Genomic DNA, 23,584 nt, shown 5'->3' with positions numbered 1-23,584 from the left:
CATCGCACCGGACGGAGAGGGCGATGCGCGCACGACTGAAGAATATTCGCTGGGAAGCCGAAGGCATCAACAGCTACATCCTCGAACCCGTCGATGCCGGGCTGATGCCGGCCTTCGATCCGGGTGCCCATGTCGATGTCCAGCTTTCGCCTGGCTTGGCCCGCAGCTACTCGCTGGTCAACGACCCCGCAATCCGCAGCTATTATGAGATCGCCGTCCATCACGCGATCGACGGCCGCGGCGGATCGCGCCACATCCATGAAAAATGGCAGGTCGGCCAGATCCTGGACATCACCGAGCCGAAGAATAATTTCCCGATGGTGGAGGATGCCAGCCACACCGTGATGATCGGCGGCGGGATCGGCATCACGCCGATGCTGCCGATGATCGCTCGCCTCGAAAAGCTGGGCAAAAGCTGGGAGCTGCATTATGTTGCAGCCTCCCCGGAGCGCGCCGCCTATGTCGATCGCCTGTCCGAGTATCCCCAAGTCGAAATCGCCTATGACGGTATCCCCGGCGGTCGCCGCCTCGACCTGAAGGGCATCTGCGACGCTGCGCCTGCCGACGCCCATCTTTATTGCTGCGGCCCGTCAGGGATGCTCGATGCGTTCGTCGCCCTCAATGCCGGTCGGCCCAAGGGGCACGCACATATCGAATATTTCTCGGCCGAAACCGAAATGGCGACCGAGGGCGGCTACACGCTGGAACTCGCCAAGAGCGGCAAAACCATCGCGGTCGAGGAAGGCGAAACGATGCTAGACGCGCTGCTCAGCGCCGGGATCAATGTCGGCTTCGCCTGTTCCGAGGGGATTTGCGGCACATGCGAAGTGAAGGTGCTCGACGGCATCCCAGACCATCGCGACCATTTTCTGAGTGACGATGATAAGGCGGCCAACCGTTCCATCATGGTCTGCTGTTCGGGATCAAAGACGGCAAACCTCGTCCTCGACATTTGATTGGGATATTCCGGTTTTTCAGTTTCCCGCCGGCAAATGAATGAAGTGGCCGCAAACGGCCCGAAAAATGAGGAGAATGTCTTGGCGGTCGCCACGATAGAAGGCAGCAGCAGTCCGGCGGGATCAAGGGGCATGTTGGACGACATACCCCTGTCGTCCTATCAGATCTGGGCGGTACTGATGATAGCCGCGACCGTCGTTCTCGACGGCCTCGACAACCAGATGCTAGGCCTTGCAGCGCCGTCGCTTCTCAAGGAATGGGGCATCGGACGCGAGGCATTGGGATCGGTATTTGCGCTCGGCTTCGTCGGCATGGCCGTCGGCACGTTGACATCGGGCTGGGTCGGCGACCGCTTCGGACGGCGCGGCGCGCTCATCATCGGCGTCGCCATCTTCGGCATTGCGACCCTGGCGACCGGCTTTTCCGGCGCGCTGTGGCAGATCGCCGCCCTTAAGACGCTGGCGGGCGTGGGGCTGGGCGGCGTCCCCGGCACTGCCAGCGCCATGATCGCGGAATTTACGCCCGTCCGCTGGCGCAGCGTCGCCGTCACCTTCGGCGTCGTGTGCGTGTCCATCGGCGGCATATTAGGCGGGGTCGCCGCCGCGCTCATCCTGCCAGGCCTTGGCTGGCGCTGGCTCTTCTATATCGGCGGGACCGTGACGATGATCTTTGTCACCTGGCTCTGGTTCGTGCTGCCCGAATCGCCTCGCTACCTCGCCGAACGCCCGGATCGTGCCGCCGAACTCGACTGCATCCTGCGCCGCATCGGCCATCCCGATCCCGCGTCCGCCGCCCATCTGCCCCTCGCCGTCGGGGAAGCCCTCCGCTACGAACCGATGCGCAACCTGTTCGCGCCGGCGCTGCTGCGTGACACGCTGGCGCTGTCGGTGGCGATGTTTTCGGGCATGTTCATGATCTATCTGATGTTCAACTGGGCGCCCACGATGCTCAACAGCGCGGGGTTCGGCCTCCAGACGGCAAGCCTTGGTCTCACCAGCTTCAACATGGGTGGCACGATCGGCGCGATGATCGCGTCGTTGGCCATCATCCGCTTCGGATCGCGCCCGGTGCTGATCCTGATGGCGACCGTCGGCGCCGCCGTCTGCGCCACCCTCGCCCTGCTGCCGATCAGTGGCGGCCGTAACGAAGCCGCCGTCCTCACCTGCCTTGGCGCGCTCGGCCTCTTCGCCAGCGCTGCCCAGTCCGCCATGTTCGCGGTCGGCGCCCATGCCTTCCCCACCGGACTTCGTGCACGCGGCCTCGGCCTCATGGGCGCGGCGGGCCGGATCGGCGCCATCGTCAGCGCGGTCGCGGGCGCGCTGCTTATCGACTGGGGCAATCTCGGCTTCTTCGGCGCGCTCGCCGCCCTGATGCTCATCAACGCTTTGGGTTTCATCGCCGTGCGGGGCCATGTGCCCGCGCTCGGCCGCAAGGATGCGCTGTGATGAATGCTTTCGACTATATCGTCATCGGCTCTGGATCGGCCGGCAGCCTGATGGCCAACCGCCTGTCCGCCGATCCCGCCAACAGCGTCGCCCTGATAGAGGCGGGGCCGTCAGACCGGAAATGGCCGGTCAACATCAAGACGGCCATGCCGGTCGGCAACATCTTCCTGCTACCGCACGAAAAATACAACTGGAAGCAAGCACTCATCGGTAACGCGGCGGTCAACAACCGCACTATAAATTTCCCACGCGGCAAGCTGCTGGGCGGATGCAGCGCCATCAATGGCGGCGTCTATATTCGCGGACAGAAGGCGGATTATGACGCCTGGGCTGAAGCGGGCAATGACGGCTGGGCCTATGACGACGTCCTGCCCGCCTTCAAGGCGGTCGAAAATTACGCCGGTCCCGACACGCCCTGGCACGGCAAGGGCGGCGAACTGGATGTCCAGAAGCCCAAAAGCTGGAACCCGGTCAGCACCGCCATCGTAGACGCCGCCGAACAGGCAGGCCATCGCCGCAATGATGATTTCGCGGGCGATCGGCAGGATGGCTTTGGCCGCTATGACCTGAACCAGCGCAACGGCACACGCCTGTCGAGCGCCCGCGCCTTCCTCCATCCCGCGCTCAAGCGGGCCAACCTCACCGTCCTTGATGAAACCATGGTCCGCCGCATCCTGTTCGACCGCGGCCATGCGGTCGGTCTGGAGATAGAGAAGGACGGCGCGCGCAGCACCATCTTCGCCAAGCGGGAAATCATCCTTTGCGCCGGCGCCACCAATTCGCCCCAGTTGCTGATGCTCTCAGGGATTGGCCCGCAGGATCATCTGCGCGAGATGGGCATCGACGTCGTCCACCACCTGCCCGGCGTCGGCCAGCATTTGCAGGATCATCCGACCGTCCATGTCGCGATGGAAAATCCATCCGCCGAATCATACGCCGTATCGGCCAAGGTGCTGCCCCGTATCCTGGCAAGCCCGATCAAATATCTGCTGAACCGCGAGGGGATGCTGGCGTCCAATGTCGCCGAGGCCGGGGGGTTCCTCTGTACCGACGGCAGCGGTCGACCCGACATCCAGATCACTTTCCTTGCTGGGCTGAAGCTCGATGCCCGTTCGATCCCCCGCCGCCACGGCTATATGGGCCTCATCCAGTTGCTGCGTCCCAAAAGCGCGGGATCGGTGCGCCTAGCCAGCAACCGGCCGGAGGAGAAGCCGGTGATCGATCCCAATTTCTTCGCCGATCCCTATGACATGCTAACGCTGATCGCCGGTTTCCGCGAATGTCGCCGCATCTTCGCCCAACCCGCGCTGGCCGCCATGACCGGGGCGGAGATCGAACCAGGCATCCAGCATCAAAGCGACGCGGAGATCGACGACGCCCTGCGCAAGATCGTCAACACCGCCTATCACCCGACCGGCACGGCCAAGATGGGGCCAGACAGCGATCCCATGGCCGTGGTCGACGGCCGCCTGCGCGTGCGCGGCGTGTCCGGCCTCCGGGTCGTCGACGCCTCGGTCATGCCGGAGATTATCAGCGGCAACACCTCCGCGCCTACCATGATGATCGCCGAGCGCGCCGCCCGCTTCATTCTTGAAGACGCCGTCACATCCAACATCGCCGCTTGAAAGAGTCCTTCATGATGCAGCTCACCATCCCGCCCCGCCCCATCCTGCTCGAAACGCTCGAACACGACATGCTGATCGACGGGCGGCGCGTACCCGCCCTGTCGGGCAAGCGGTTCGAAACCCGCAACCCCGCCACTGGCGAACTGCTCGCCACGATCGCGCATGGGGGCGCGGAGGATGTGGACCGCGCAGTGAAAGCCGCCCGCGCCGCGCTCGCCGGTCCGTGGGGCCGGATGAAGGCGGTGGAACGCCAGCGTATCATGCTGCGCCTCGCCGATCTTGTGGAGGAGCATTTCGAAGAACTGGCGATGCTCGACACGCTGGACCTCGGCGCACCCTACAGCCGTACCATTATGGGGAAGGCGCGCGCCGGTGCGTTGTTGCGATATTATGCCGGGCAGGCGACGCTGATCGCGGGCGAAACCCTACCCAACGGCGCGCCCGGCGACGTCCTATCCCACACGCTCAAGGAACCGATTGGCGTCGTCGCCGCGATCAACCCCTGGAACGGTCCGATCGGCATGTCCGTGTGGAAGGCCGGCCCCGTCCTCGCGTCCGGCTGCACCCTGGTCATGAAACCCGCCGAACAAACGCCCCTCTCAGCGCTACGCTTCGGCGAATTGTGCCTGGAAGCGGGAGTTCCCGACGGCGTCGTCAATATCCTGACCGGCCTGGGCGACGCGGGTGCGGCCCTTTCCGCTCATCCCGGCGTCGACAAGATCGCGTTCACAGGCTCTACCGGCGTCGGCGAAAAGATCCTCCACGCCGCCGCCGCATCGATGAAGCGCGTCACCGTCGAACTGGGCGGCAAGTCGCCCAACATTGTCTTTGCCGACGCCGATCTCGACAAAGCGGTGCCCGCCGCCGCGATGGCGGTGTTCGCCAATGCGGGGCAGATTTGCAGCGCGGGCACCCGCCTGTTCGTGCAAAGCGCGATTCACGACGAATTCATGGAGCGCCTTGCCGCCTTCACCCGGACCATCAAGGTCGGCGACCCGCTCGATCCCACCACGCAGATGGGACCGGTCGTGTCCGCGCCCCAGATGGACAAGATCCTCGCCTTCATCGCAGGCGCCAACATGGAGGGTGCACGCCCGCTCACCGGCGGCACCCGCATGAGTGGCGCAGGCTATGACGGCGGCTATTTCATCGAACCCACCATCTTTACCCATGTCGCCGACGACATGACTATCGCGCGCGAGGAGATTTTCGGCCCAGTTCTCTCCGCCTTCCGTTTCGAGACCGTGGAAGAAGTGCTCGCCCGGGCCAACGCCACCGAATTCGGCCTGGGCAGTGGGGTGTGGACCCGCGACCTGGCCACAGCACACCGCATGGCGCGCGGCATCCGCGCCGGGTCGGTCTGGGTCAATTGCTACCAGATGCTCGATCCCGGCGTCCCCTTCGGCGGCTATGGCATGAGCGGCTTCGGCCGCGAATCCGGGCCGCATCATATCGAGGATTATCTGGAGACCAAGGCGGTCTGGATCAATTTGGACTGAAGGCGCGCAAGATGCAGCAGATCCGCAACACCGCCGTGCACCTCGACGAGGAAATGCTTCTCCAGATGCAGCGCCTGACCACCGGGCGCACCGACGAGGCGCTCAACGCCCGTTTCGGCATCAGCTACAATACGTGGCGCAAATTGCTCGCTGGGCAGCCGATCCGGCCATCACTGGCGGACCGGCTAAAGCTCCGGATCGCGGCGCTTCAGGCCTCCGACCGCGAGTAGGCCCGCATCAGACCCAGCCCGATTCTCGCAAATCGGGCGGTCCACCCGCAACCCGCTCGCCCTTCGCCGCTTCGCTAAGCATGTCGAGGAAACGGCGCTGGGTAGCGGTCGGGCGCCAACTGCGTCGCGTCGTGATCCCCACCACGCGCTTGCTGTCCTCCAACGGCGGGCCAATCTGCGCCAGCAACCCGCTGCGGATCTGGAGCGCAACCTGATCGGGCGACAACAGGGTCAGAAAATCCCCTTCGGTCAGCAGCCGACCGATAATCATCACCGACCCGCACTCGATCGGGGTCGCCGGCACGCTTTCATCGCCGAACAATTTCTCCCATTGCTCGCGCAGCGGCGAATTGGCCGGGGCCACGATCCAGGGATAGGACGCGAGCTGCGCCATCGTCGGCCGCGCCACTCCGGCCAGCGGATGCTGGCTCCCCGCCGCGATGACCAGCCGGTCCTCCGACAAGGGCATTTGATACAGGTCGGCAATCTCGAACGGCCGCAGCGCGCCGACCACCATGTCGATCACCCCATCGCGCAGCGGCTCGACCAGTTCGCGCCAGCTGCCCTCTAGCACCTTGAACGCCGCGCGCGGATCGCTGCGCGCCATTCGCGCCATGGCCGCCGGAACCAGATAGGGCCGCGCCAATGGCAGCGCGCCGAACGCGATCAATTCGCTCCCGCTACCGCTGTCCCGTCCAATATCCGCCAGCGCCGCCACGATCTCCGCCACCGCCAGCCGGGTGCCGCGCGCCAGCCGCTTGCCTGCCGGATTGAGCCACACCGCCCGCCCCCGCCGCTCGACCAGCTTGCCACCGATCATCTGTTCCAGGTCGCCGACCGCACGGTGCACCGCAGTCTGCGACAAGGTACTGCCATGCGCCGCCGCGGCAAAACTGCCCGCCTCCGCCAGCGCCAGGAAAGCGCGAAGCTGCGTCATCGTCATCAGACGTTCGGGATAGTGAAAAACGCCCGACAGCCCCTTGGCCGCCTGCGACAGATGATCGAGTGCCGCGCGGGCCCGCTCGATCACGATTTCGCCCATGGGCGTTGGCACCATGCCCCCCGACCGCCGCTCGAAAAATGTGTAGCCAAACTGCCGCTCCAGCTTGGCGAGGCCCTGCGTCAGTGCCGGTTGAGACAGGCTGACCACGTCCGCAGCAGCCGTGATGCTGCCATGCTCGCGGATCGCCAGCAGCGCGCGCAGGTGGCGCAGATTGAGGTCGAATGGATCGGTCGCCATGCGGCTTACTCTTGTTACCCTCCCCCCGCGACCTGCGTGTCGCCGGGCGGTGCCACCTCTACAGGACAGATTCCCCAAAGGACAGACGCCGTCGCAGCTATGAATGGCGAAAAATTCAATGGACTGACCATTATGGTAATGGTAGGACCAATGTGGAGGAGCGCGGAGAGCGCGCCAGGGATTCCAATAAGAAGGAGGCACCTCGTGGACTTTGAACTGCCCGACGACATCAAGGAATTTTGCGACGTCACACGCGCCATCGTGCGCGATCTGCTGCCCCATGAAGCGGAATTTCAGGCGACCGGCAAAGTCCCGCCGATCGTCCGCCAAACCCTGGTCGACAACGGCTATTTCGGCATGGCACTGCCCGAACAATATGGTGGCCTAGGCCTTGGCGCCCTCGCCCAGGCGGCGGTGCAGATCGAACTTGCCCGCCTCCCCCCCCAATTCTGGACCGAACTGCGCCCGTTGATGGGGCCGGGCGCGAAGAATATCATTTATCATGGCTCGGACGCGCAGAAGGAAGCGCTACTGCCCGGCATGTGCACCGGAGAAATCCCGATCGCCTTTGCGCTGACCGAACCCAATAGCGGTTCCGATCCGGGCTCAATGCGCACAACCGCCGTCCGCAATGCCGACGGCTGGGTCATCAACGGCTCGAAAACCTATATTTCCAATGGCAAGAATGCCAAATATGTCATCGTCTACGCCTATACAGACAAGGCGGCCGGGCCGCGCGGCGGCATCTCCGCCTTCCTGATGCCCGCCGATACGCCGGGCTTCGCCGTCACTGGCACGATCGAACTGATGGGCACCGCGACGCCGGGCGTCTATGAACTGACCTTCGACGAATGCCAGGTCGGCCCCGACGCCCTGATCGGTGAACTCGGCCGCGGGTTCCACTATGCACTCGAAGGATTGAACGAGGGCCGCATGAATGTCGGTGCGACCGCGATCGGCATGGGTGAATATGCGCTCGAACTGGCGATTGAGGAATCGAGGCAGCGCCCTGCCTTCGGCGGCGTCATCTCCGATTTCCAGGCGATCCGCCACTATATCGCGACCATGGCGACGGACATGCGCGCCGCCCGCCTTATCCTGCTCGACGCCTGCTGGCGTTACGACCAGGGTGAAAAGAAGCGTGAACTCGCCTCCATGGCGAAACTCTTTGCGACCGAAGCCGGCAGCCGCACTGTCGACACCGCGGTCCAGATCTTCGGGGGCTCTGGCTATTGTCGCGGCTTCGCGATCGAACGCCTCTATCGCGACATCCGCATCACGCGGATTTACGAAGGATCATCTGAGATTCAGAAGAACACGATCGCGCGGGAATTATTGCGATAAGGGCCGGTCGGGAGGGTACAAACGCCCTCCCGACCGCACGTCTGATTTCACCAACGTAACGACCGAGCATGACGTATGCGCGGGGGTCCGCTTGGGTTGACGGATCGCGGCCTCGCGGGGGATCAGGACCGTTTGATCGGCCAGGTTGTACGATCTGGCACGGCGTTCGCCACGCACGCCCCACGCCGCATACAACCCGAAAAGACATCGCCACGTTTGCCGCGAAGCTGAGCGTCGCGGTACACCCGAGATCATCAGCGCCATAGCGTTGGCAAGCGCCCGATCACACGAGACGCGGTTATGCGGATCGTGGGAGATGTCGAATATACTTCATCATCCGATTCCGCGACAGTGATAGCGCGAATCATCTGGCCGATGCGGCAACTGCCTGGCCACAGCTGTCGACCGACGATCGCCTTGTCTGACCTCGGCTTTAGCACAGATACCAATCTCCTCGGCTTGGCGGTTGCGCATGGCCGCAAAGCCGCGCTCCTCCTCATCGGATTTCGGTAACGCATACCGACCTCTATCATCTCCCGGCCGTGAAAAGCGAACTCGAGCGCCGCCAGCGCATCTCTTGTACGAGATTCCGCTAAGCGACCGACTTCGGCACGAATCTGAGCGAACTTGAAAAAGCGATAAAATGTACTATATAGTACACAACGTCGCGGCCGCGGCAGTCCGGCAACTTAGTTGCCATGCGACCTTACAGCGGCGCTCTCCGACGACCATAAGAGATGAAGGAGGTGCCGCGTGTCAGGCACGAAAATGCACGACCAGCCGTTCGTTAGCGGTTGGCTGCTTCTATTGGGAATAGTGATTCTGGCCGCCGGATTGTTTTTCACGGTCGGCGGGGTAAAGCTCCTTGGTTTAGGCGGCAGCCCTTATTTCTTGGTCGCCGGTCTCGCTCTGATCGGTTCAGGCCTCCTTATCGCATCGCGCAAACCAAGCGGCGCCTGGCTGTTTGGCGCCACGTTCCTCATCACTATCCTCTGGGCACTATGGGAGGTGGGTTTCACCTTCTGGCCGCTGATTTCCCGCCTGCTAGCGATGGGAGTCGCCGCGACCATCATTGCATTGTCCTATCCGCTACTGCGGCACAAGGGTGGCTCGGCGTCCGTCTGGCGACCTGCCTTGATGGTGGCTGCGCTGTTCGGAATGTGTTCGGCAGGCGGCATCGCCGGCATGTTCACGGCGCATCCGACCGTTTCCTTCGTCGGCAAGCCTGAACCCCTGATACCGGTAAATCCGAGTCAGGAGCAAAAGGACTGGACGGCCTATGGCAACACATCGGGCGGCAGTCGCTTCGTCGCGTTGGATCAGATCACTCGCGACAATGTGAACAGGTTGAAGGTTGCTTGGACATACCGTACCGGCGACGTGGCGTTGAGCGACGGGAACGGCGCGGAGGACCAGAATACCCCATTGCAAGTTGGCGATACGCTCTTCATCTGCACCCCGCATAATAACGTCATCGCACTCGATGTCGACACCGGCCGTGAAAAGTGGAAGACGCTCGTCAATGCCAAGGCTTCGGTCTGGATGCGTTGCCGTGGTCTTGCCTATTTCGATGCCAGCACGTCGCCGATCCAGCCCAGTCTGCCCGGCGCGACACCAGTCACGCCCGTTACGGTCCCAACTGGCGCCGAATGCCGACGCCGCATCCTGATGAACACGATCGACGCCCGCCTGATCGCGCTCGACGCCGATACCGGAAAATATTGCGCCGACTTCGGCAACAATGGCGTCGTCGATCTGAAGGCAGGCCTGGGCAACGCGCCGGATCCGCAATATCAGCTAACCTCCGCGCCGACCCTAGCTGGCACCACAGTCGTCATCGGCGGTCGCGTCGCTGACAACGTTCAAGTCGACATGCCTGGCGGCGTGATACGCGGCTTTGATGTTATCACTGGCAAGCTGCGCTGGGCCTTTGATCCCGGCAATCCCGCTATCACGGGTATGCCACTGGCCGGTACTACCTATACTCGCTCGACGCCCAACGTCTGGGCCGCGATGTCCTACGACCCTCTATCCAATACGGTATTCATGCCGGTGGGTAGTTCCTCGGTCGATCTCTATGGCGTAACGCGCAGCGCGCTTGACCATGAATATGGCGCCTCAATGCTGGCGCTTGACGCGACCACCGGCCGGGAAAAATGGCATTTCCAGACTGTGCATAACGACCTGTGGGACTTCGACTTGCCGATGCAGCCCAGCTTCGTCGACTTTCCACTCGATGAGAAGCGCAAAGTCCCCGCATTGATTTTCGGCACGAAGGCGGGGCAAGTCTACGTCCTCGACCGCAGCACCGGCAAACCACTGACCCGAGTTGACGAAGTTCAGGTAAAGGCCGCCGACATCAAGGGCGAACCCTATTCGCTGACACAACCCAAGTCGATCGAGATGCCGCAGATCGGCGTCGGCCCCTTGACCGAAGCCGACATGTGGGGAGCCACCCCCTTCGACCAGTTGCTCTGCCGCATCGCGTTCAAGGGTATGCGCTATGAGGGCCTGTTCACCGCGCCCGGCACGGACAAGTCGCTGAGCTTCCCCGGATCGCTCGGGGGCATGAACTGGGGCGGCCTTTCGACCGATCCGACCACCGGCACTGTCTTTATCAACGACATGCGCCTTGGCCTATGGGTGCAGATGTTCCCGCAAACAGCGGCGCAACGCGGCCAGTCGGGCAGCGCCGGCGAAGCGATCAACACCGGAATGGGCAGTGTCCCACTGAAGGGCACACCCTATTCCGTAGTCAAGGACCGCTTTCTGTCTGCGCTTGGCATACCCTGCCAGGCGCCGCCTTATGGTACTCTGACAGCGATCGACCTCAAGAGCCGAGCTATAAAATGGCAGGTTCCTGTAGGAACGGTGCGCGACACCGGGCCGATGGGCATCCGCATGGGCCTCCCGATCCCGATCGGGATGCCCACTCTGGGTGGGACGCTGGCTACCCAAGGTGGGCTGGTTTTCATCGCCGGTACGCAGGATTTCTATCTGCGCGCCTACAACGCCGCGAGCGGAGCGGAAATCTGGAAAGCACGTCTGCCGGTTGGCAGCCAAGGTGGACCGATGAGCTACAAGTCGCCCAGAAGCGGCAAGCAATATGTGGTTGTGACGGCAGGCGGCGCGCGCCAGTCACCCGACAGGGGCGACTATGTAATCGCTTACGCGCTGCCCTGAACGGTGGCAGAGCGGCCTGGTACCGATCCGCCCCATAATTTCATAAGTCATATTGCCGCATACCGATGGGCGTGCGGAAAGGAAGGTCTTTTGGCCCAGATCGTTCATCCGTTCGCCCACCTTATCGTGGCAGGACCGCTTTTCTTCCTGCCTTCCACTGCAGCCGGCGCGCAGCAAATGATGCCAGCAGTGGAAAAGGCGGCGGCCCCGGTCCGCGAGACGCTTACTGGTGACTGGGGCGAACTGCGTACAGGATTGAAGCAGGCGGGCGTGACTGTTCGCGTCGATTATGTGGGCGAGGCGTTCACGGCGGTGGATGGAGGCCAGAAGCGGGGTAGTGCCTACACCCAGCAGCTGCGCGCAGGCCTCGATTTCGATATGGACCATATCCTGGGCCTATCGGGTGGGATCATGCATGTCACGTTGAACGACCGGCGCGGCGTCGGGATCTCGTCCGATTTCGTTGGCAACCGCCTGCCGATACAAGAGGCAGCGGGAGGAAATTATACTCGTCTCTCAGAATTCAGCTACGAACAGAATATCGACAATGGCCGGTTCAACCTGCGCCTAGGTTATTTCGCCATGGGAAATGATCTGGGCGGCATGCTTCTCGGCTGCAATCTCATCAACGCGGCCTTCTGCGCCCATCCGCTCTCGGAATCTGGCAATAGTGGCTGGTATAACTATCCCAATGCCCGCTGGGGAGCCGCCGTGCGCTATCGCATCCGGCACGACCTGACGCTGCGCGCAGGCGTCTATCAGGTCAACCCACGCCTTAACGATCCCGACAATGCCTTTCGCCCCTTCGCCGGCGGCACGACCGGTGTGCTGTTGCCACTGGAGCTGGAATATGATCCTGGCATCGCGGCCGACAGTCGCGTGCTGCCGGGTCATTACAAGTTAGGCGTTTATTACGACAGTTCGCGTACGGGCCGGCCTGGCGGGCAAGGCTCGTTACGCGGTCGCTATGGCCTTTATATCCTGGCCGACCAGATGATAATGCGGGCAGGAACGGGCAATCGCGGACTTTCGGTCTTTGGCCAGTTTACCGCCAATCCAAAAGCCTCAGCGCAAATCACACATTGGTATGCGGCTGGCTTGGTCAAGACCGGAACCTTCTCCGATCGGGATGCAGACAGCATTTCGATCGGCATCGTGCATGCGCAGGTAAATCCGCGACTGCGCCGAGCAGCAGTGGTTGATGAGCAGAATATTCCCGGCAGCTATACCGCACTACCGGTAGGCGAGACCGCCATCGAATTGAGCTATGGTATCCAATTGCGCAGTTGGCTCAGCATCCGGCCAGATGTGCAATATATTATAGATCCCGGTGCCTTCGCCTATCGCGAAATCAATGATGCGCTGGCGCTGGGGGGGCAGGTCAAAATGCAGTTCTGACTCATGCCCTTACTGGCATTTCGCTGGTCATGTCCCGGCCGAAGTTCGCATAAAAACTGTGGCGCTAGGCTTGCACGCTGGTCGTCATGTTCAGATGAACCGCTCGAACTGAGCAAAGCGGCAAGAACGGCGATGCCATGCTCTCCCCGCAGTTGTTCGAACTGCTGCGGATGTGGTGGCGCGAAGCCAGGAAAATGCAGAGCCCTGCTCCCTTATGGCTGGCTGTTCCTCGCCAGAATATGGCTGACCCGATCACTACCCGCCTCCTACACCCTATGGTCCAGGAGGCGGCCGAGGTCGCCGGGATCCCCAAGCGCATCAAACCCCACACATGTTGCGTCATTCCTTCGCCACCTGCGGCTCGCTTCAAACTAGCCAATGCTGAAATCCACCCAAGGCTGGTGCTCAGGCCGCGAATTCCCGCATGGAAGGCTGTCATATGCAAGCACCCCAACCCTTGACATTTTGAACCGCTCAGTTGCGCTTGATTCTCCTCAGGAACAGACGGGCAGCTTTCGATTGAGCCATCTAATCTGGCCGGATGTTTCCGCCAGGCGACGATTGTGGTTTCGAAATCGCCGAGGGGTCACAGCGCCAGACGCTGTCATGCCGCAGAACGGAAAGAAGCCCTAAGCACGTTACGGCTTTGTGAATTTATGTTGCAACGCAACAGTCAGAACTTGTCTTGCAACCCGGTCCGATTATACCGCCGGAAAGGCACATATCCATGAGGTCCAAATTGGCTGGGGAGCGTCTGGGTCTGCGGCAGGCTGCCGCGTGGCTCGCGGAGATAGTGGGGCCCGACAAGGCCTATGTGAATGTAGGCATCGTCTACACCTTGGCGATCACTCTGCTATCGCTGGCGACACCCATTTCAGTGCAGTTGCTGATCAATTCTGTGGCTCGCACCGCCTTGGTGGCGCCGCTCTGGATTTTATCAGGCGTGCTGCTCACCCTGTTATTGCTCGTCGCGGGCCTCAGCGCGCTGCGCATCTACCTGCTGGCCATGTTCGAGCGTCGCATCTTCGCCCGAGTGGTAGCGGAGGTCACCGTGCGCGCCGTGCATGCGCAAAATCCCTTCTTCGCAGATGAAAGCCGCGGCAGTCTGTTCAACCGTTATTTCGACATGGTGGTCGTCCAGAAGGCGGTACCCAGCCTGGTGATCGGCGCTTTCACCATCATCCTGCAGGGGGCCGTCGGCCTGATGGTGACGAGTTTCTATCATCCTTTCTTCCTGGCGTTCAACATCATCCTGGTGGCGGCATGTCTGCTGATCTGGCTGGTCTGGCGCCAGGGCGCGATCACAGGTGCCGTCGGCGTGTCGCACGCCAAGCATGAAGCCGCGCACTGGCTGGAGAGCGTTGGCGCGTCAAATGGCTTCTACAAATCCGCGCGACATCTTGATTTTGCCATGGATCGGTCCGAGGCGGTTACGGCCAACTATATCAAGGCACATCGTCGCTATTTCCGGTACAGCTTCGCGCAGGCGCTAGGTTATTTCCTCGTCTACGCGCTCGCTGCTGCGGCGCTGCTGGCGCTGGGGGGCAATCTCATCCTGGCGGGGCAGCTTTCAATCGGTCAGCTAGTGGCGGCCGAACTTATCCTGTCCGGCGTCTTCTACGGCATTTATCAGCTGGGCTGGTATCTCGACACCTTCTACGATCTGATCGCGAGTTCGGAAGAATTGTCCCAGATTTTTGCCATTCCGCAGGAACCCGCCGGGCTCAGCGGACAGGCTCCACCGAATGGATCGGTGCGGTTTCGCGCCGTGCAACTGGCCGGATCGCATTTCGACTTCGCGATCCACAGCGGCGAGCAGGTCGTGATCGTGGCAGAGCCGGGCGTCGAAAACCAGATCGCGCTTCTCCTCAAACGTCATGCAAGCCCCGAGAGAGGATTGTTGTCAATCGGAGGAAGCGAACTTGGCAGCTTCGACATGTATCTTCTGCGCTCCGCCGTGATGGTGCTGAACCGACCCACGATCGTCGACGTCACCATCCGAGAATATCTCAATCTGGCGGCAGGCCGCAATGCTGACGGCGCAATGATCATACGCACGCTTGACCTGGTTGGCCTCGCTGCGCGCGTGTCGAGCCTGACCGACGGGCTGGATACGCAACTAGCCAGCTCGGGCTCGCCGCTGTCGATCGTGGAGGTTATGCAATTGAAGCTGGCCAATGCCTTGCTCGGCCGCCCAAAGGTCCTGTTGCTATCGCAACTTTACGACATGATGCCGGCCGAACCGTTGCGCGCGTCGCTCAGGATGTTGCGGGAACATGGAACGACCGTCCTGCTGTTTACCGGTCGCCCCGAAGCGCTGGATCTCGACGCATGTTATTGGTTGGGCGTGCGGGAGCAGCACCGTTTCGCGGATCAGGATGGGCTGGTGCGCTTCCTTGCGCGGAAGGAGCCAGAGGCGTGACGATCGAACCGCCGCAGCTCACACATTTCCGATCGCTTGCAAGCCTGAAGCCGCCACGGGCAACCGTGGTTGTGGCATGGCTCATCCTGCTGGGAATTTGCGTGGCGTTTGCCATCCTGTTCGTGCCATGGCGTCAAACCGCGCAGGGTAGCGGGCAGGTTATCGCGCTCGACCCCGATGATCGACCACAGCAGGTGTCATCGCTGGTTGATGGTCGCGTCGAACGCTTTTTCGTACAAGATGGTGCGCTGGTGAAGGCCGGTGATCCCATCGTTCAGGTTGTCGACGTCGATCCCAACTTTCTTGAGCGCCTGGCCGCCGAGAAAGCGGAAGTCGAGGCGCAGATCGCGGCGATCGAGCAATCCCGCGCGGTCGCATCGATCGATGTAGGGCGCACCGGACAGCTTTACGCCGAAGGGCTCGCCGCGCGGCGGGACTATGAGCAGACCCAGATCAAGGTCGCCGATGCCAACGCCAAGCTGGCTGAGGCGCGGGCGAAGCTGAAGCAGATCGAGGTTCGGCAAAGGCGACAGTCGGCGCAGGTCGTTACCGCGCCACGGGACGGGCGGGTGCTGGAACTCAACGCCGCGGCGGGCGGCGCATTGATTTCCGCAGGGACCGTGCTGGCGATGATCGCCCCCGAACAGATCGAGCGCGCAGTCGAACTCTATGTCGATGGCCGGGACATCCCGCTGGTCGATCAACGCCGCCCGGTGCGCCTCGAATTCGAAGGATTTCCCGCGGTTCAGTTCAGCGGCTGGCCCGCCTTTGCGGTGGGCATTTATGATGGTCAGGTAGTGTCGGTCGATCCGACACCCCGCGCCGATGGACTGTTCCGCGTGCTGGTCGAACCCAGGCCCGGCAAACCCGTGTGGCCGGATCGACGCTTCCTGCGCCAAGGCAGCAAGGTGCTGGGCTGGATTCAGGGCGAGAATGTGACCGTTGGATATGAATTATGGCGCCAGCTCAACGATTTTCCTCTAAATTTCGGGCAGGATCAGGCCGCTCAGAAGCAAGGGGGGAAGACCGAGAGCTCGATCGAAAAGAAGAAAAAGTGATGATGCGCATCAGCATCGGCGTCGGAGCGCTGTTGATTGTTACAGCCGCATCTGCCGTGCACGGGCAGGAAAGTCCGGCGGCATCGATAGCACCGTCAAGTCTGCGCAGTTCCTTGACGCTAGAGGCGGTTCTGCAATCGTCTGCCCGTTTCGCGCCAGACATTATCGCGGCGCTGGCGCGCAATCGCCAGGCTGAAGCGCGAGCGTTGACCACGCAGGGGGCGTTCGACACCGTCTTTGCGGTGGAAGGACGCAGCCGGATCGCTGGCTATTATGACGGAACGGAATTGACCGGAAAGGCCGAGCAGCCCTTCATGGATAATGGCGGCTATGTCTACGGGCACTATCGAGCCTCTAGCGGGGAGTTCCCGGTTTATGAAGACAAGGCCTACACCAATCGGCTGGGAGAGGTGAAGGTCGGCGCGCTCTATTCGCTGCTGCGCGACCGCCTGATCGATGCACGCCGGTCGGATTATCGGCTGGCCGCCAACGACATCGACATCACCCGGTTTGAAACGAAGGCCACCAGCATCGGCGTTCAGGCGCGCGCGATCGACGCCTATCAGAAGTGGGTGGCGGCGGGATTGAAGCTCAAAGCCTATCAGGCGCTGCTGGCGCTGGCGCAGGATCGGACCCATGGAATCCAGCGCCAGGTCAAGATGGGCGCCAAGCCGGACATATTGCTGATCGAGAATGAGGCAAGCCTGGTCAAGCGGCAGGCCTTCGTTATCGAGGCGCGGCAAGCCTTTCGCGCTGCGGCGGTGAAACTATCGCTCTTCTATCGCGACGAGCAGGGGCTGCCTATCCTGGTTGAAGAAGGGCGACTGCCCGAAGCTGCAAACGCATTCGGTAGGGTGAGGACCGATCCGGCCTTCAATCTGGCGGGTCGCCCCGATTTCGCCGTTCTGCTGAAGGAAATCGACAAGGCAACGGTCAAGCTGGCGTTGGCGCGCAACGACATGAAGCCGCGATTGGACCTTACAGGCGAGATCGCGAAGGATGTCGGGCGCGAAGGGCTTGGGGGATACAGCCGCACACCGCTCGAGATGATCGTGGGCGTGACGTTCAAGATACCGCTCCAGAACCGCAAGGCAAAAGGCAAGCTGGCTGAAACCCAGGCGAAGATCGACGAACTCACGGTAAAGCAGCGATATCTGGCGGAAAAGATCCAGGCCGAGGTTACGTCCATCGGCATAGAGGTGGAAACAGCCAGCCAGCTTGTCGATGCAGCCGAACGGGAACGCACGCTGGCTCAGCGTTTGGCGAGTGCCGAGCGGCGGCGCTTCGACCTGGGGTCGAGTGACTTCTTCCTGGTGAACCAGCGCGAGGAGAGCGCAACCAGTGTCGAAGTAAAGCTGATTGAGGCGAATGCACGAATCGCGGCTGCCCGGGCCGAGCTGGCGGCGGCGACGGCTGACGAAGATGCGCTGGGTCTGGACCTCCGGTCGCCTTTCGAGTGAGGGCAGGCAGTGCATTTGAACGCAAAGGGAGCGGAGATGCCGTCACAGCCCAGCAACGCCAGCGGCTGCGGACGTCGCGCGTCAATTAACGCCATGATCTCGTCAACCCAAAAGCCGGAGGCTCAATTCCCATAGCACAGTCGGCCAAGACTGCAGGTTCGCGCATGGGAGGTTTTTCACGCAGACGCGAAGAAACCATCGTCACGTCGACGCTGGCACGTCGAGCTTCGTCCCCTGTATGAGATATTTCGCCTACTTGACTACAAGCGTGCCCGACAACGTCCATGATAGGCAAGCTTTGTACGAGCGCCACTAAAACGGGATTTCATTCCCCTCATAGTCGAACAGTTTCCCGCTATCGGACACCTTCAGCCCTTCGACAACGTCGAGCAGTTGCAACGCGGCACGCTCGGGATCGAACAGGCGTCCAGGCTGGACATTGGCCTGAAAGGGTCGGGACAAGCCGGTATCAACGGTGCCAGGATGCAGCGCCACAACGATCGCGCGGTCATTGCGGCGGCGCTCCTCAATCGCGAAATTGCGCACCAGCATGTTAAGTGACGCCTTCGACGCGCGGTAGCCATGCCATCCACCGAGCCGATTGTCGCTGATGGAGCCAACGCGCGCCGACAGCGCCGCGAAAACCCCCCGTCTGCCTTTGGGCATGAGTGGCAGAAAATGTTTGGCGACGAGCGCCGGCCCGATCGCGTTCACCGCATAGACTTCGGCAAGCCAGGCCGGGTCGAGGTTTGACAGCGCCTTTTCTGGACCGTGGCTTTCCTTGTGCAATAGACCGGTTGCAACGATGACAAGGGTGGGCGCGGGGCCACTCGCAACATAGGCGGCCGCTGCGGCAATACTCGCCTCGTCGAGGAGATCGAGATGCAGCGGCCCTTTCCGTGACCGCGCAAAACCGTGGACGACCCGGAATGCCCCCTCCTCGATCAGCGCGGCCTCGCAAGCCGCACCTATGCCGCCAGATGCACCGACGACGATGGCTGACGCTTCGATCGCACCGCTCATGATCGGGTGAAGCGCCAACGGTCGCGCTCGCTTTCGTCCGGGTCGAACCGATATCCGTCGCTGTCAAAGCCGCGCATGGCCTCCACGTCGGTGATGTGATGTTCGCACATCCACCGCGCCATCATGCCCCGTGCCCTTTTCGCGTTGAAGCTCACAAAGCGCGGACCGTTCGGGCCCGGCTCGCGGAACTCGACATGGATCACGCGCAATCCCTCCAGCCTGTTCTCGACGGCGGCGAAATATTCCTGGCTCGCCAGATTGAGCACCACGCCCGATCCCTCGTCCGCCACCTGCGCGCGCAACAGCGTGGCGATCCGGTCGCCCCACCAGTCGGTCAGCTTCTTGTGACGCGGCGCCCAGCGGGTGCCCATTTCCAGACGATAGGGACGGATCGCATCCAGCGGGCGGAGCAGCCCGTAAAGGCCCGACAGCATTCGCACATGGTTCTGAGCAAAGGCGACCCCAGGCTCATCCAGCGTGTCCACCTCAAAACCCGAGTAGACGTCGCCTGCAAAGGCATAGAGCGCCTGTCTCTCAGGCAGGTCGGCGAAGTCGCGGAAGCGGTCTGCGTTGAGTTTGGCAAGGCGCGGGGAGATATGCATCAACTCTGCCAACCGCTTTTGCGAGAGGTTGGCGGCGGATCTGGCGAGATTCTGCGCTTCCTCGGCAAAATGGGGCTTCGTGACAGCAAGCGGCGGCAACGCACGCTCGAAGTCAAGCGTCTTCGCGGGAGAAAGCAGAACGATCATGGTTCCGCCGGTAGCTGTACCCGGCTTAGGCGTCAAACCGCGAGCCTTCTATTTCGGCGTTGCCCAAATCTGCCGCGGAGCCACCAATTTACCGGAACCCGCCTCGCCGCCATATATCTGATCATACGCGCGCTGTGCCATTTCGAATTGAACATTCGCTCAGCGCACGGAAATGCGGCCGACCGTCCCTTCTCATAATGCTTGAGACCGGTCGCCCGGACCTCGTCTTCAAAACCATAATTTTGAGGGACACACACCTGACTGCTAAGAGAAGGAATTGGGGCTTCCGACAGTGGTGATTGTCGCAATCCCGCATAGTGAAACTTCATTTCATATTGATATAAATGACGGCCGGCGTTAGCGTAAGTTTGCAAAGCGGTGACGGGAGACAAATGTGCTGCCTCGGGCCCAAAATGCTATTGGAGTATTGACGCTCCTAATGTCGGCGGCCCTGCCGGCGTCCCAAGCCACATCCTTCTCTTCCGCCGAACCCAGCACTGGATCGCCGGGCAATTTTCTGGTTTTGGGGCCCAGGCCGTTCATCTCCTACTTCAGACCCCTGCCAAATGCGTCCTTGTCTCGATCGGCTTGGGGCGCTGCCGAAGTCGGCCCACGCGATCCGTCGAACGGCCTGGAAGACGCGACCCTGGCCCGATGGAACTATTGGGACGGCCAAATCCTTAAGGGACCTGATGGCAAATACAGAATGTTCGCAAGCCGATGGGATCAGTCACTTGGGCATATGGCATGGGGCGGTTCGCTCGCTGTGTCTGCGATCAGCGATAGGCTGTACGGCCCCTACAGGGACAGGGGCCTTATCTGGCCCGATGATGAGGGCGGCAAAGGTCATAATGTCATTGCCTTGCAATTGCCGGACAAACGCTATGCGGTCGTGGTCAGCGAAACGAGAAATGGTGATGTGTTCGTGTCCAGGAACATCGACGGTCCTTGGAAAAATCTGGGCAGCATCATTGTGGACCAGAGCGCTTTCACATCGCTGAAGACGCCGGGCGATCGACTGGACACTGCCTCCAAGGCGACATGGAAAGCGTCGAATTTGAGCCTGATCGCACGCCCGGATGGGCGCTTCATGATCATCCAGCGTTCAGGACAAATTCTCATCAGCAAGAACGGGGTATTGGGCCCCTACAAAGTCATGGGCGACAGCATCTATCGTGGCATCGCCGGCATCCCGCAGACCGAGATGCGCGCCTATGAAGACCCTGTGATATGGTATAGCGGCGGATGGTACCATGTCGTCGTCAATCACTGGAGTAGCCGACGCGCTTACCACCTTATCTCACGCGATGGCATTGTGGACTGGCGCTTCCAAGGCCTGGCTTATGAGCCAAATTCAAAATTCATCCGGTATGCCGACGGGACCATCAACACCTGGAATAAATTGGAACGCCCAGCCGTGGTCATGGAAAATGGACACGTAATCGCGATGAGCTTTGCAGTCGTCGACACGTCAAAAGAGAGCCAAACCGGCGATAATGGTCATGGGAGCAAGGTGATAGTGATTCCTTTCGATGGCGCATCGATGGATCGTGATCTGAAGGACCTTTAGTCGCCCCCATATTGGTCACAGTGGCCTGCGGCCGCCCCGTCGCGACTGCGCCTCACCCCAGGTCGCCACGCTCCTGCAGCGCTGCTACCGCGTCCGCGCTCACTCCCAGCGCTGCCAGCACATTCGCGCCGTCCGCGCCCAATGGCGCGACATGGTCCCGCGCCTCGACCCGCGATCCGCTCATGCGGAAGGGAGGGTTGGGAACCTTGAAGGCGCCCGCGCCATCCTGCACCCGAGCGAACGCCCCCCGCGCTTCCAGTTGGGGGTCATCCAGCAGTTCGCCGATATCCCGATAGCGGGCGCAGGGCACGCCATGGCGCGTCAGGATCGTCTCGGCCTCTGCCGCGCTCCGCTCCTGCGTCCACAATTCGGTCAACCCCAGCAGCGTCGACCAATTGGCGTTGCGGTCGGCATTGGTGCGGAACCGTGGATCGTCGCGCCATTCGGGATGGCCGACCGCCTCCGACAATTGCTCGAAATTGCGCGGCGATGTCGGCGCGACCATGATGAAGCCGTCGCTGGTCTTGAGCGGCGTATAGAGCGGCCGACGTGCATCACCTGGAAACTGCGCCTCCTGCGTCTCGAACACCAGCATCCCCACCATCGCTTCCAGCATGGACAGGTCGATATGCTGTCCCTGCCCCGTCTTCTCTCGCTGGTAAAGCGCAGCCTGGATCGCACCGAAAGCGTGGGTGCCTCCCAACACGTCGGCAATGAATACGCCGCTGGTCGCAGGCCGATCCGCTCCGTCCTGATAACGCAGGTTGACCATGTCGAAACCGCTGGCAGCATGGATCACCGGCGCATAGGCTGGGAACAGTGCCTTCGGCCCGGTCTGTCCATAACCGGAGATCGAGCAGTAGATGAGCCGCGGATTGGCCTCTCGCAACGCCGCAAAGTCCAGCCCGAACCGCGCCATCACACCGGGCCGGAAATTCTCGACCAGTATGTCGCAGGTCGCGATCAGTTCCTTGATGAGGGCGATGATGTCCGGCGATTTGAGGTTACAGGCGATCGACTGCTTACCCGCGTTGAGCGTACCGAAATAGGCGCTGAACCCATCGCGTTTGGGCGGCCGCGCACGGACCTGGTCGCCTTCGAGCGACTCTACCTTGATGACCTCTGCCCCGAGGTCGGCAAGCATCCGGGTGGCGAACGGGCCCGCCATGACGCTGGTGAAATCCAGCACCCGCACCCCGTCGAGCGCGCCAATAGTCACCGCTTCGGACCCGTCCGTCATCGCCTCACCCACTTATAGGACTGAATATTTAATGGTCCGACCTATTGCATGATGGAAACCAGACGTCAATCGTTGCAGCTGTCCACTTTGCTGTTGCGTTCGATAGTGAAAGGACCGGCCCTCAGCCCTGGGCGGCCTTGCTGTTCTTGCGGACATGCCGGTGCACCCGTTCCAAATGCTTGCGCATTTCCGCCACCGCCGCCGCCTCATCCCTGGCCCGCAAGTGCCGCACCAGTTTGAAGCGCGATTCGATGAGCGACTGCTGCAACGTCTCATAATCCGGACCCTGGACGAATTCGTGCAGGATCGCCGACAGGGAATCAACGAAGATGCCGAAGATCCGGTTCTTGGTCGCCCGCGCCAGCACGCCATAATATTGGACCGCGCACTGGTAACGCGCCTCTACGCTGGTTTCCCGTTTCGTCCGCTCGGCGACCGCTTCCAGGTCGGCGAGGTCCGCCTCCGTCGCGCGCTCGCACGCCAGCCGGATGATGATATCCTGCAACGCCAGCCTGGCCTCGGTCAGTTCGCCCAGAGAGATGTCGCCCAGATGCACATAATCCTGCATCGCCTGCATGATCCGGTCGGGCTCCGCCGTCTGGACGAAGGCCCCACCCTTCGCACCTTTCACATTGCGGATGATACCGGCGACCTCCAGGCTGCGCAGCGCTTCGCGAAGCGCGCTACGGCTGACCTGAAACTCGACCGCCAGTTCGCGTTCGGCAGGCAACTTGTCCCCAGCCTTGAGCGTCCCGGAGGCCAGCTGCATCCGGATCTGCTCGCAAATTACCTCGAAAGCCCGCCGTGTCTTGATGGGTTCAAAGCTCGGCTTTGGTGAGGGGGACGAGACCATGTCATTCACTCCGGCTAGGATCGAAAAAATCTATAGCCCGCCTTTCAAAAGGTGCAATGGCCAGACCGAATGCTATTGACAGCGGCAAATTGCAAATTAATGGTCCGACCATTGTTGAGGAGACGGACATGAAGATCCTTGTGCCCGTGAAGCGGGTTATCGATTACAATGTGAAGCCACGAGTGAAGGCGGATGGGACGGGCGTCGACCTGGCGAACGTCAAGATGAGCATGAACCCGTTCGACGAGATCGCGGTTGAGGAAGCTATCCGCCTGAAGGAAAAGGGCG

At 61.6% G+C, this 23,584-nt stretch carries 17 protein-coding genes and 1 pseudogene; 13 read left to right on the top strand and 5 right to left on the bottom strand.

Going from position 1 to position 23,584, the window contains the following annotated elements:
• Positions 1-23 precede the first annotated feature (23 nt).
• The 5 genes from A7Q26_RS07745 (at position 24) to A7Q26_RS07725 (ending at position 5,756) form a co-directional block, all read left to right on the top strand.
• Positions 24-956, top strand: coding sequence for a PDR/VanB family oxidoreductase (locus A7Q26_RS07745; protein ID WP_066858819.1), 933 nt, complete (start codon positions 24-26; stop codon positions 954-956).
• Between the two features lie 81 nt (positions 957-1,037).
• Complete coding sequence (locus A7Q26_RS07740; protein ID WP_232313719.1) at positions 1,038-2,402, top strand: MFS transporter; 1,365 nt, start codon at positions 1,038-1,040, stop codon at positions 2,400-2,402.
• Entirely contained in the window at positions 2,402-4,027 is a 1,626-nt protein-coding gene (locus A7Q26_RS07735; protein ID WP_066858817.1) for a GMC family oxidoreductase, read from the top strand. Before A7Q26_RS07740 ends, A7Q26_RS07735 begins: the two co-directional genes overlap by 1 nt.
• A gap of 11 nt (positions 4,028-4,038) precedes the next feature.
• Positions 4,039-5,526, top strand: a complete 1,488-nt coding sequence (locus tag A7Q26_RS07730) for an aldehyde dehydrogenase family protein (RefSeq protein ID WP_157102492.1) — start codon at positions 4,039-4,041, stop codon at positions 5,524-5,526.
• 11 nt (positions 5,527-5,537) lie between these two features.
• Positions 5,538-5,756 (top strand): hypothetical protein, encoded by a 219-nt coding sequence (locus A7Q26_RS07725; RefSeq protein ID WP_066858816.1) that lies wholly within the window; start codon positions 5,538-5,540, stop codon positions 5,754-5,756.
• A gap of 7 nt (positions 5,757-5,763) precedes the next feature.
• Here the strand turns inward: A7Q26_RS07725 and A7Q26_RS07720 are convergent, their stop codons facing one another.
• Positions 5,764-6,996: a LysR family transcriptional regulator gene (locus A7Q26_RS07720; protein WP_066858815.1), complete on the bottom strand. Its 1,233-nt coding sequence runs from the start codon at positions 6,994-6,996 to the stop codon at positions 5,764-5,766.
• 204 nt (positions 6,997-7,200) lie between these two features.
• Here A7Q26_RS07720 and A7Q26_RS07715 point away from each other — a divergent pair, with 204 nt between their 5' ends.
• The 6 genes from A7Q26_RS07715 to A7Q26_RS07685 all read left to right on the top strand — a co-directional run bounded on the left by A7Q26_RS07715 (position 7,201) and on the right by A7Q26_RS07685 (position 17,861).
• Positions 7,201-8,340 carry an acyl-CoA dehydrogenase family protein gene (locus tag A7Q26_RS07715; protein WP_066858814.1) on the top strand — a complete coding sequence of 380 codons (1,140 nt, stop codon included), beginning with the start codon at positions 7,201-7,203 and terminating at the stop codon, positions 8,338-8,340.
• A gap of 768 nt (positions 8,341-9,108) precedes the next feature.
• Positions 9,109-11,523, top strand: a complete 2,415-nt coding sequence (locus tag A7Q26_RS07705) for a glucose/quinate/shikimate family membrane-bound PQQ-dependent dehydrogenase (protein ID WP_066858812.1) — start codon at positions 9,109-9,111, stop codon at positions 11,521-11,523.
• A 3-nt stretch (positions 11,524-11,526) separates the two neighbouring features.
• Positions 11,527-12,921 (top strand): carbohydrate porin, encoded by a 1,395-nt coding sequence (locus A7Q26_RS07700; protein WP_232313718.1) that lies wholly within the window; start codon positions 11,527-11,529, stop codon positions 12,919-12,921.
• A gap of 739 nt (positions 12,922-13,660) precedes the next feature.
• Positions 13,661-15,343, top strand: coding sequence for an ABC transporter ATP-binding protein (locus A7Q26_RS07695; RefSeq protein ID WP_066859030.1), 1,683 nt, complete (start codon positions 13,661-13,663; stop codon positions 15,341-15,343).
• Positions 15,340-16,401: an efflux RND transporter periplasmic adaptor subunit gene (locus A7Q26_RS07690; RefSeq protein ID WP_066858810.1), complete on the top strand. Its 1,062-nt coding sequence runs from the start codon at positions 15,340-15,342 to the stop codon at positions 16,399-16,401. The genes A7Q26_RS07695 and A7Q26_RS07690 overlap by 4 nt, the downstream gene beginning before the upstream one ends.
• A gap of 2 nt (positions 16,402-16,403) precedes the next feature.
• Positions 16,404-17,861, top strand: a complete 1,458-nt coding sequence (locus tag A7Q26_RS07685) for a TolC family protein (protein ID WP_084439051.1) — start codon at positions 16,404-16,406, stop codon at positions 17,859-17,861.
• A 312-nt stretch (positions 17,862-18,173) separates the two neighbouring features.
• Here the strand turns inward: A7Q26_RS07685 and A7Q26_RS07680 are convergent, their stop codons facing one another.
• Positions 18,174-18,884 carry an SDR family NAD(P)-dependent oxidoreductase gene (locus tag A7Q26_RS07680; RefSeq protein WP_066858809.1) on the bottom strand — a complete coding sequence of 237 codons (711 nt, stop codon included), beginning with the start codon at positions 18,882-18,884 and terminating at the stop codon, positions 18,174-18,176.
• Positions 18,881-19,633, bottom strand: coding sequence for a peroxide stress protein YaaA (yaaA, locus tag A7Q26_RS07675; protein WP_066858808.1), 753 nt, complete (start codon positions 19,631-19,633; stop codon positions 18,881-18,883). Before yaaA ends, A7Q26_RS07680 begins: the two co-directional genes overlap by 4 nt.
• A 439-nt stretch (positions 19,634-20,072) precedes the next feature.
• Between yaaA and A7Q26_RS07670 the strand changes: the two genes are divergently transcribed.
• Entirely contained in the window at positions 20,073-21,203 is a 1,131-nt protein-coding gene (locus A7Q26_RS07670) for a glycoside hydrolase family protein (RefSeq protein WP_157102490.1), read from the top strand.
• Positions 21,204-21,255: 52 nt separating this feature from the next.
• Here the strand turns inward: A7Q26_RS07670 and A7Q26_RS07665 are convergent, their stop codons facing one another.
• Positions 21,256-22,443 (bottom strand): CaiB/BaiF CoA transferase family protein, encoded by a 1,188-nt coding sequence (locus tag A7Q26_RS07665; protein WP_066858806.1) that lies wholly within the window; start codon positions 22,441-22,443, stop codon positions 21,256-21,258.
• A 121-nt stretch (positions 22,444-22,564) separates the two neighbouring features.
• On the bottom strand, positions 22,565-23,296 hold the full coding sequence (locus A7Q26_RS07660) for a FadR/GntR family transcriptional regulator (protein ID WP_066858805.1): 732 nt from the start codon (positions 23,294-23,296) through the stop codon (positions 22,565-22,567).
• A 128-nt stretch (positions 23,297-23,424) separates the two neighbouring features.
• Here A7Q26_RS07660 and A7Q26_RS07655 point away from each other — a divergent pair.
• A pseudogene (locus tag A7Q26_RS07655) lies at positions 23,425-23,584 on the top strand (electron transfer flavoprotein subunit beta/FixA family protein); the annotation flags it as partial.

Source organism: Sphingobium sp. TCM1 (genome assembly GCF_001650725.1).
In the GTDB taxonomy this organism is placed as follows: domain Bacteria; phylum Pseudomonadota; class Alphaproteobacteria; order Sphingomonadales; family Sphingomonadaceae; genus Sphingobium.
This window is presented reverse-complemented; position numbering and strand designations above follow the sequence as displayed.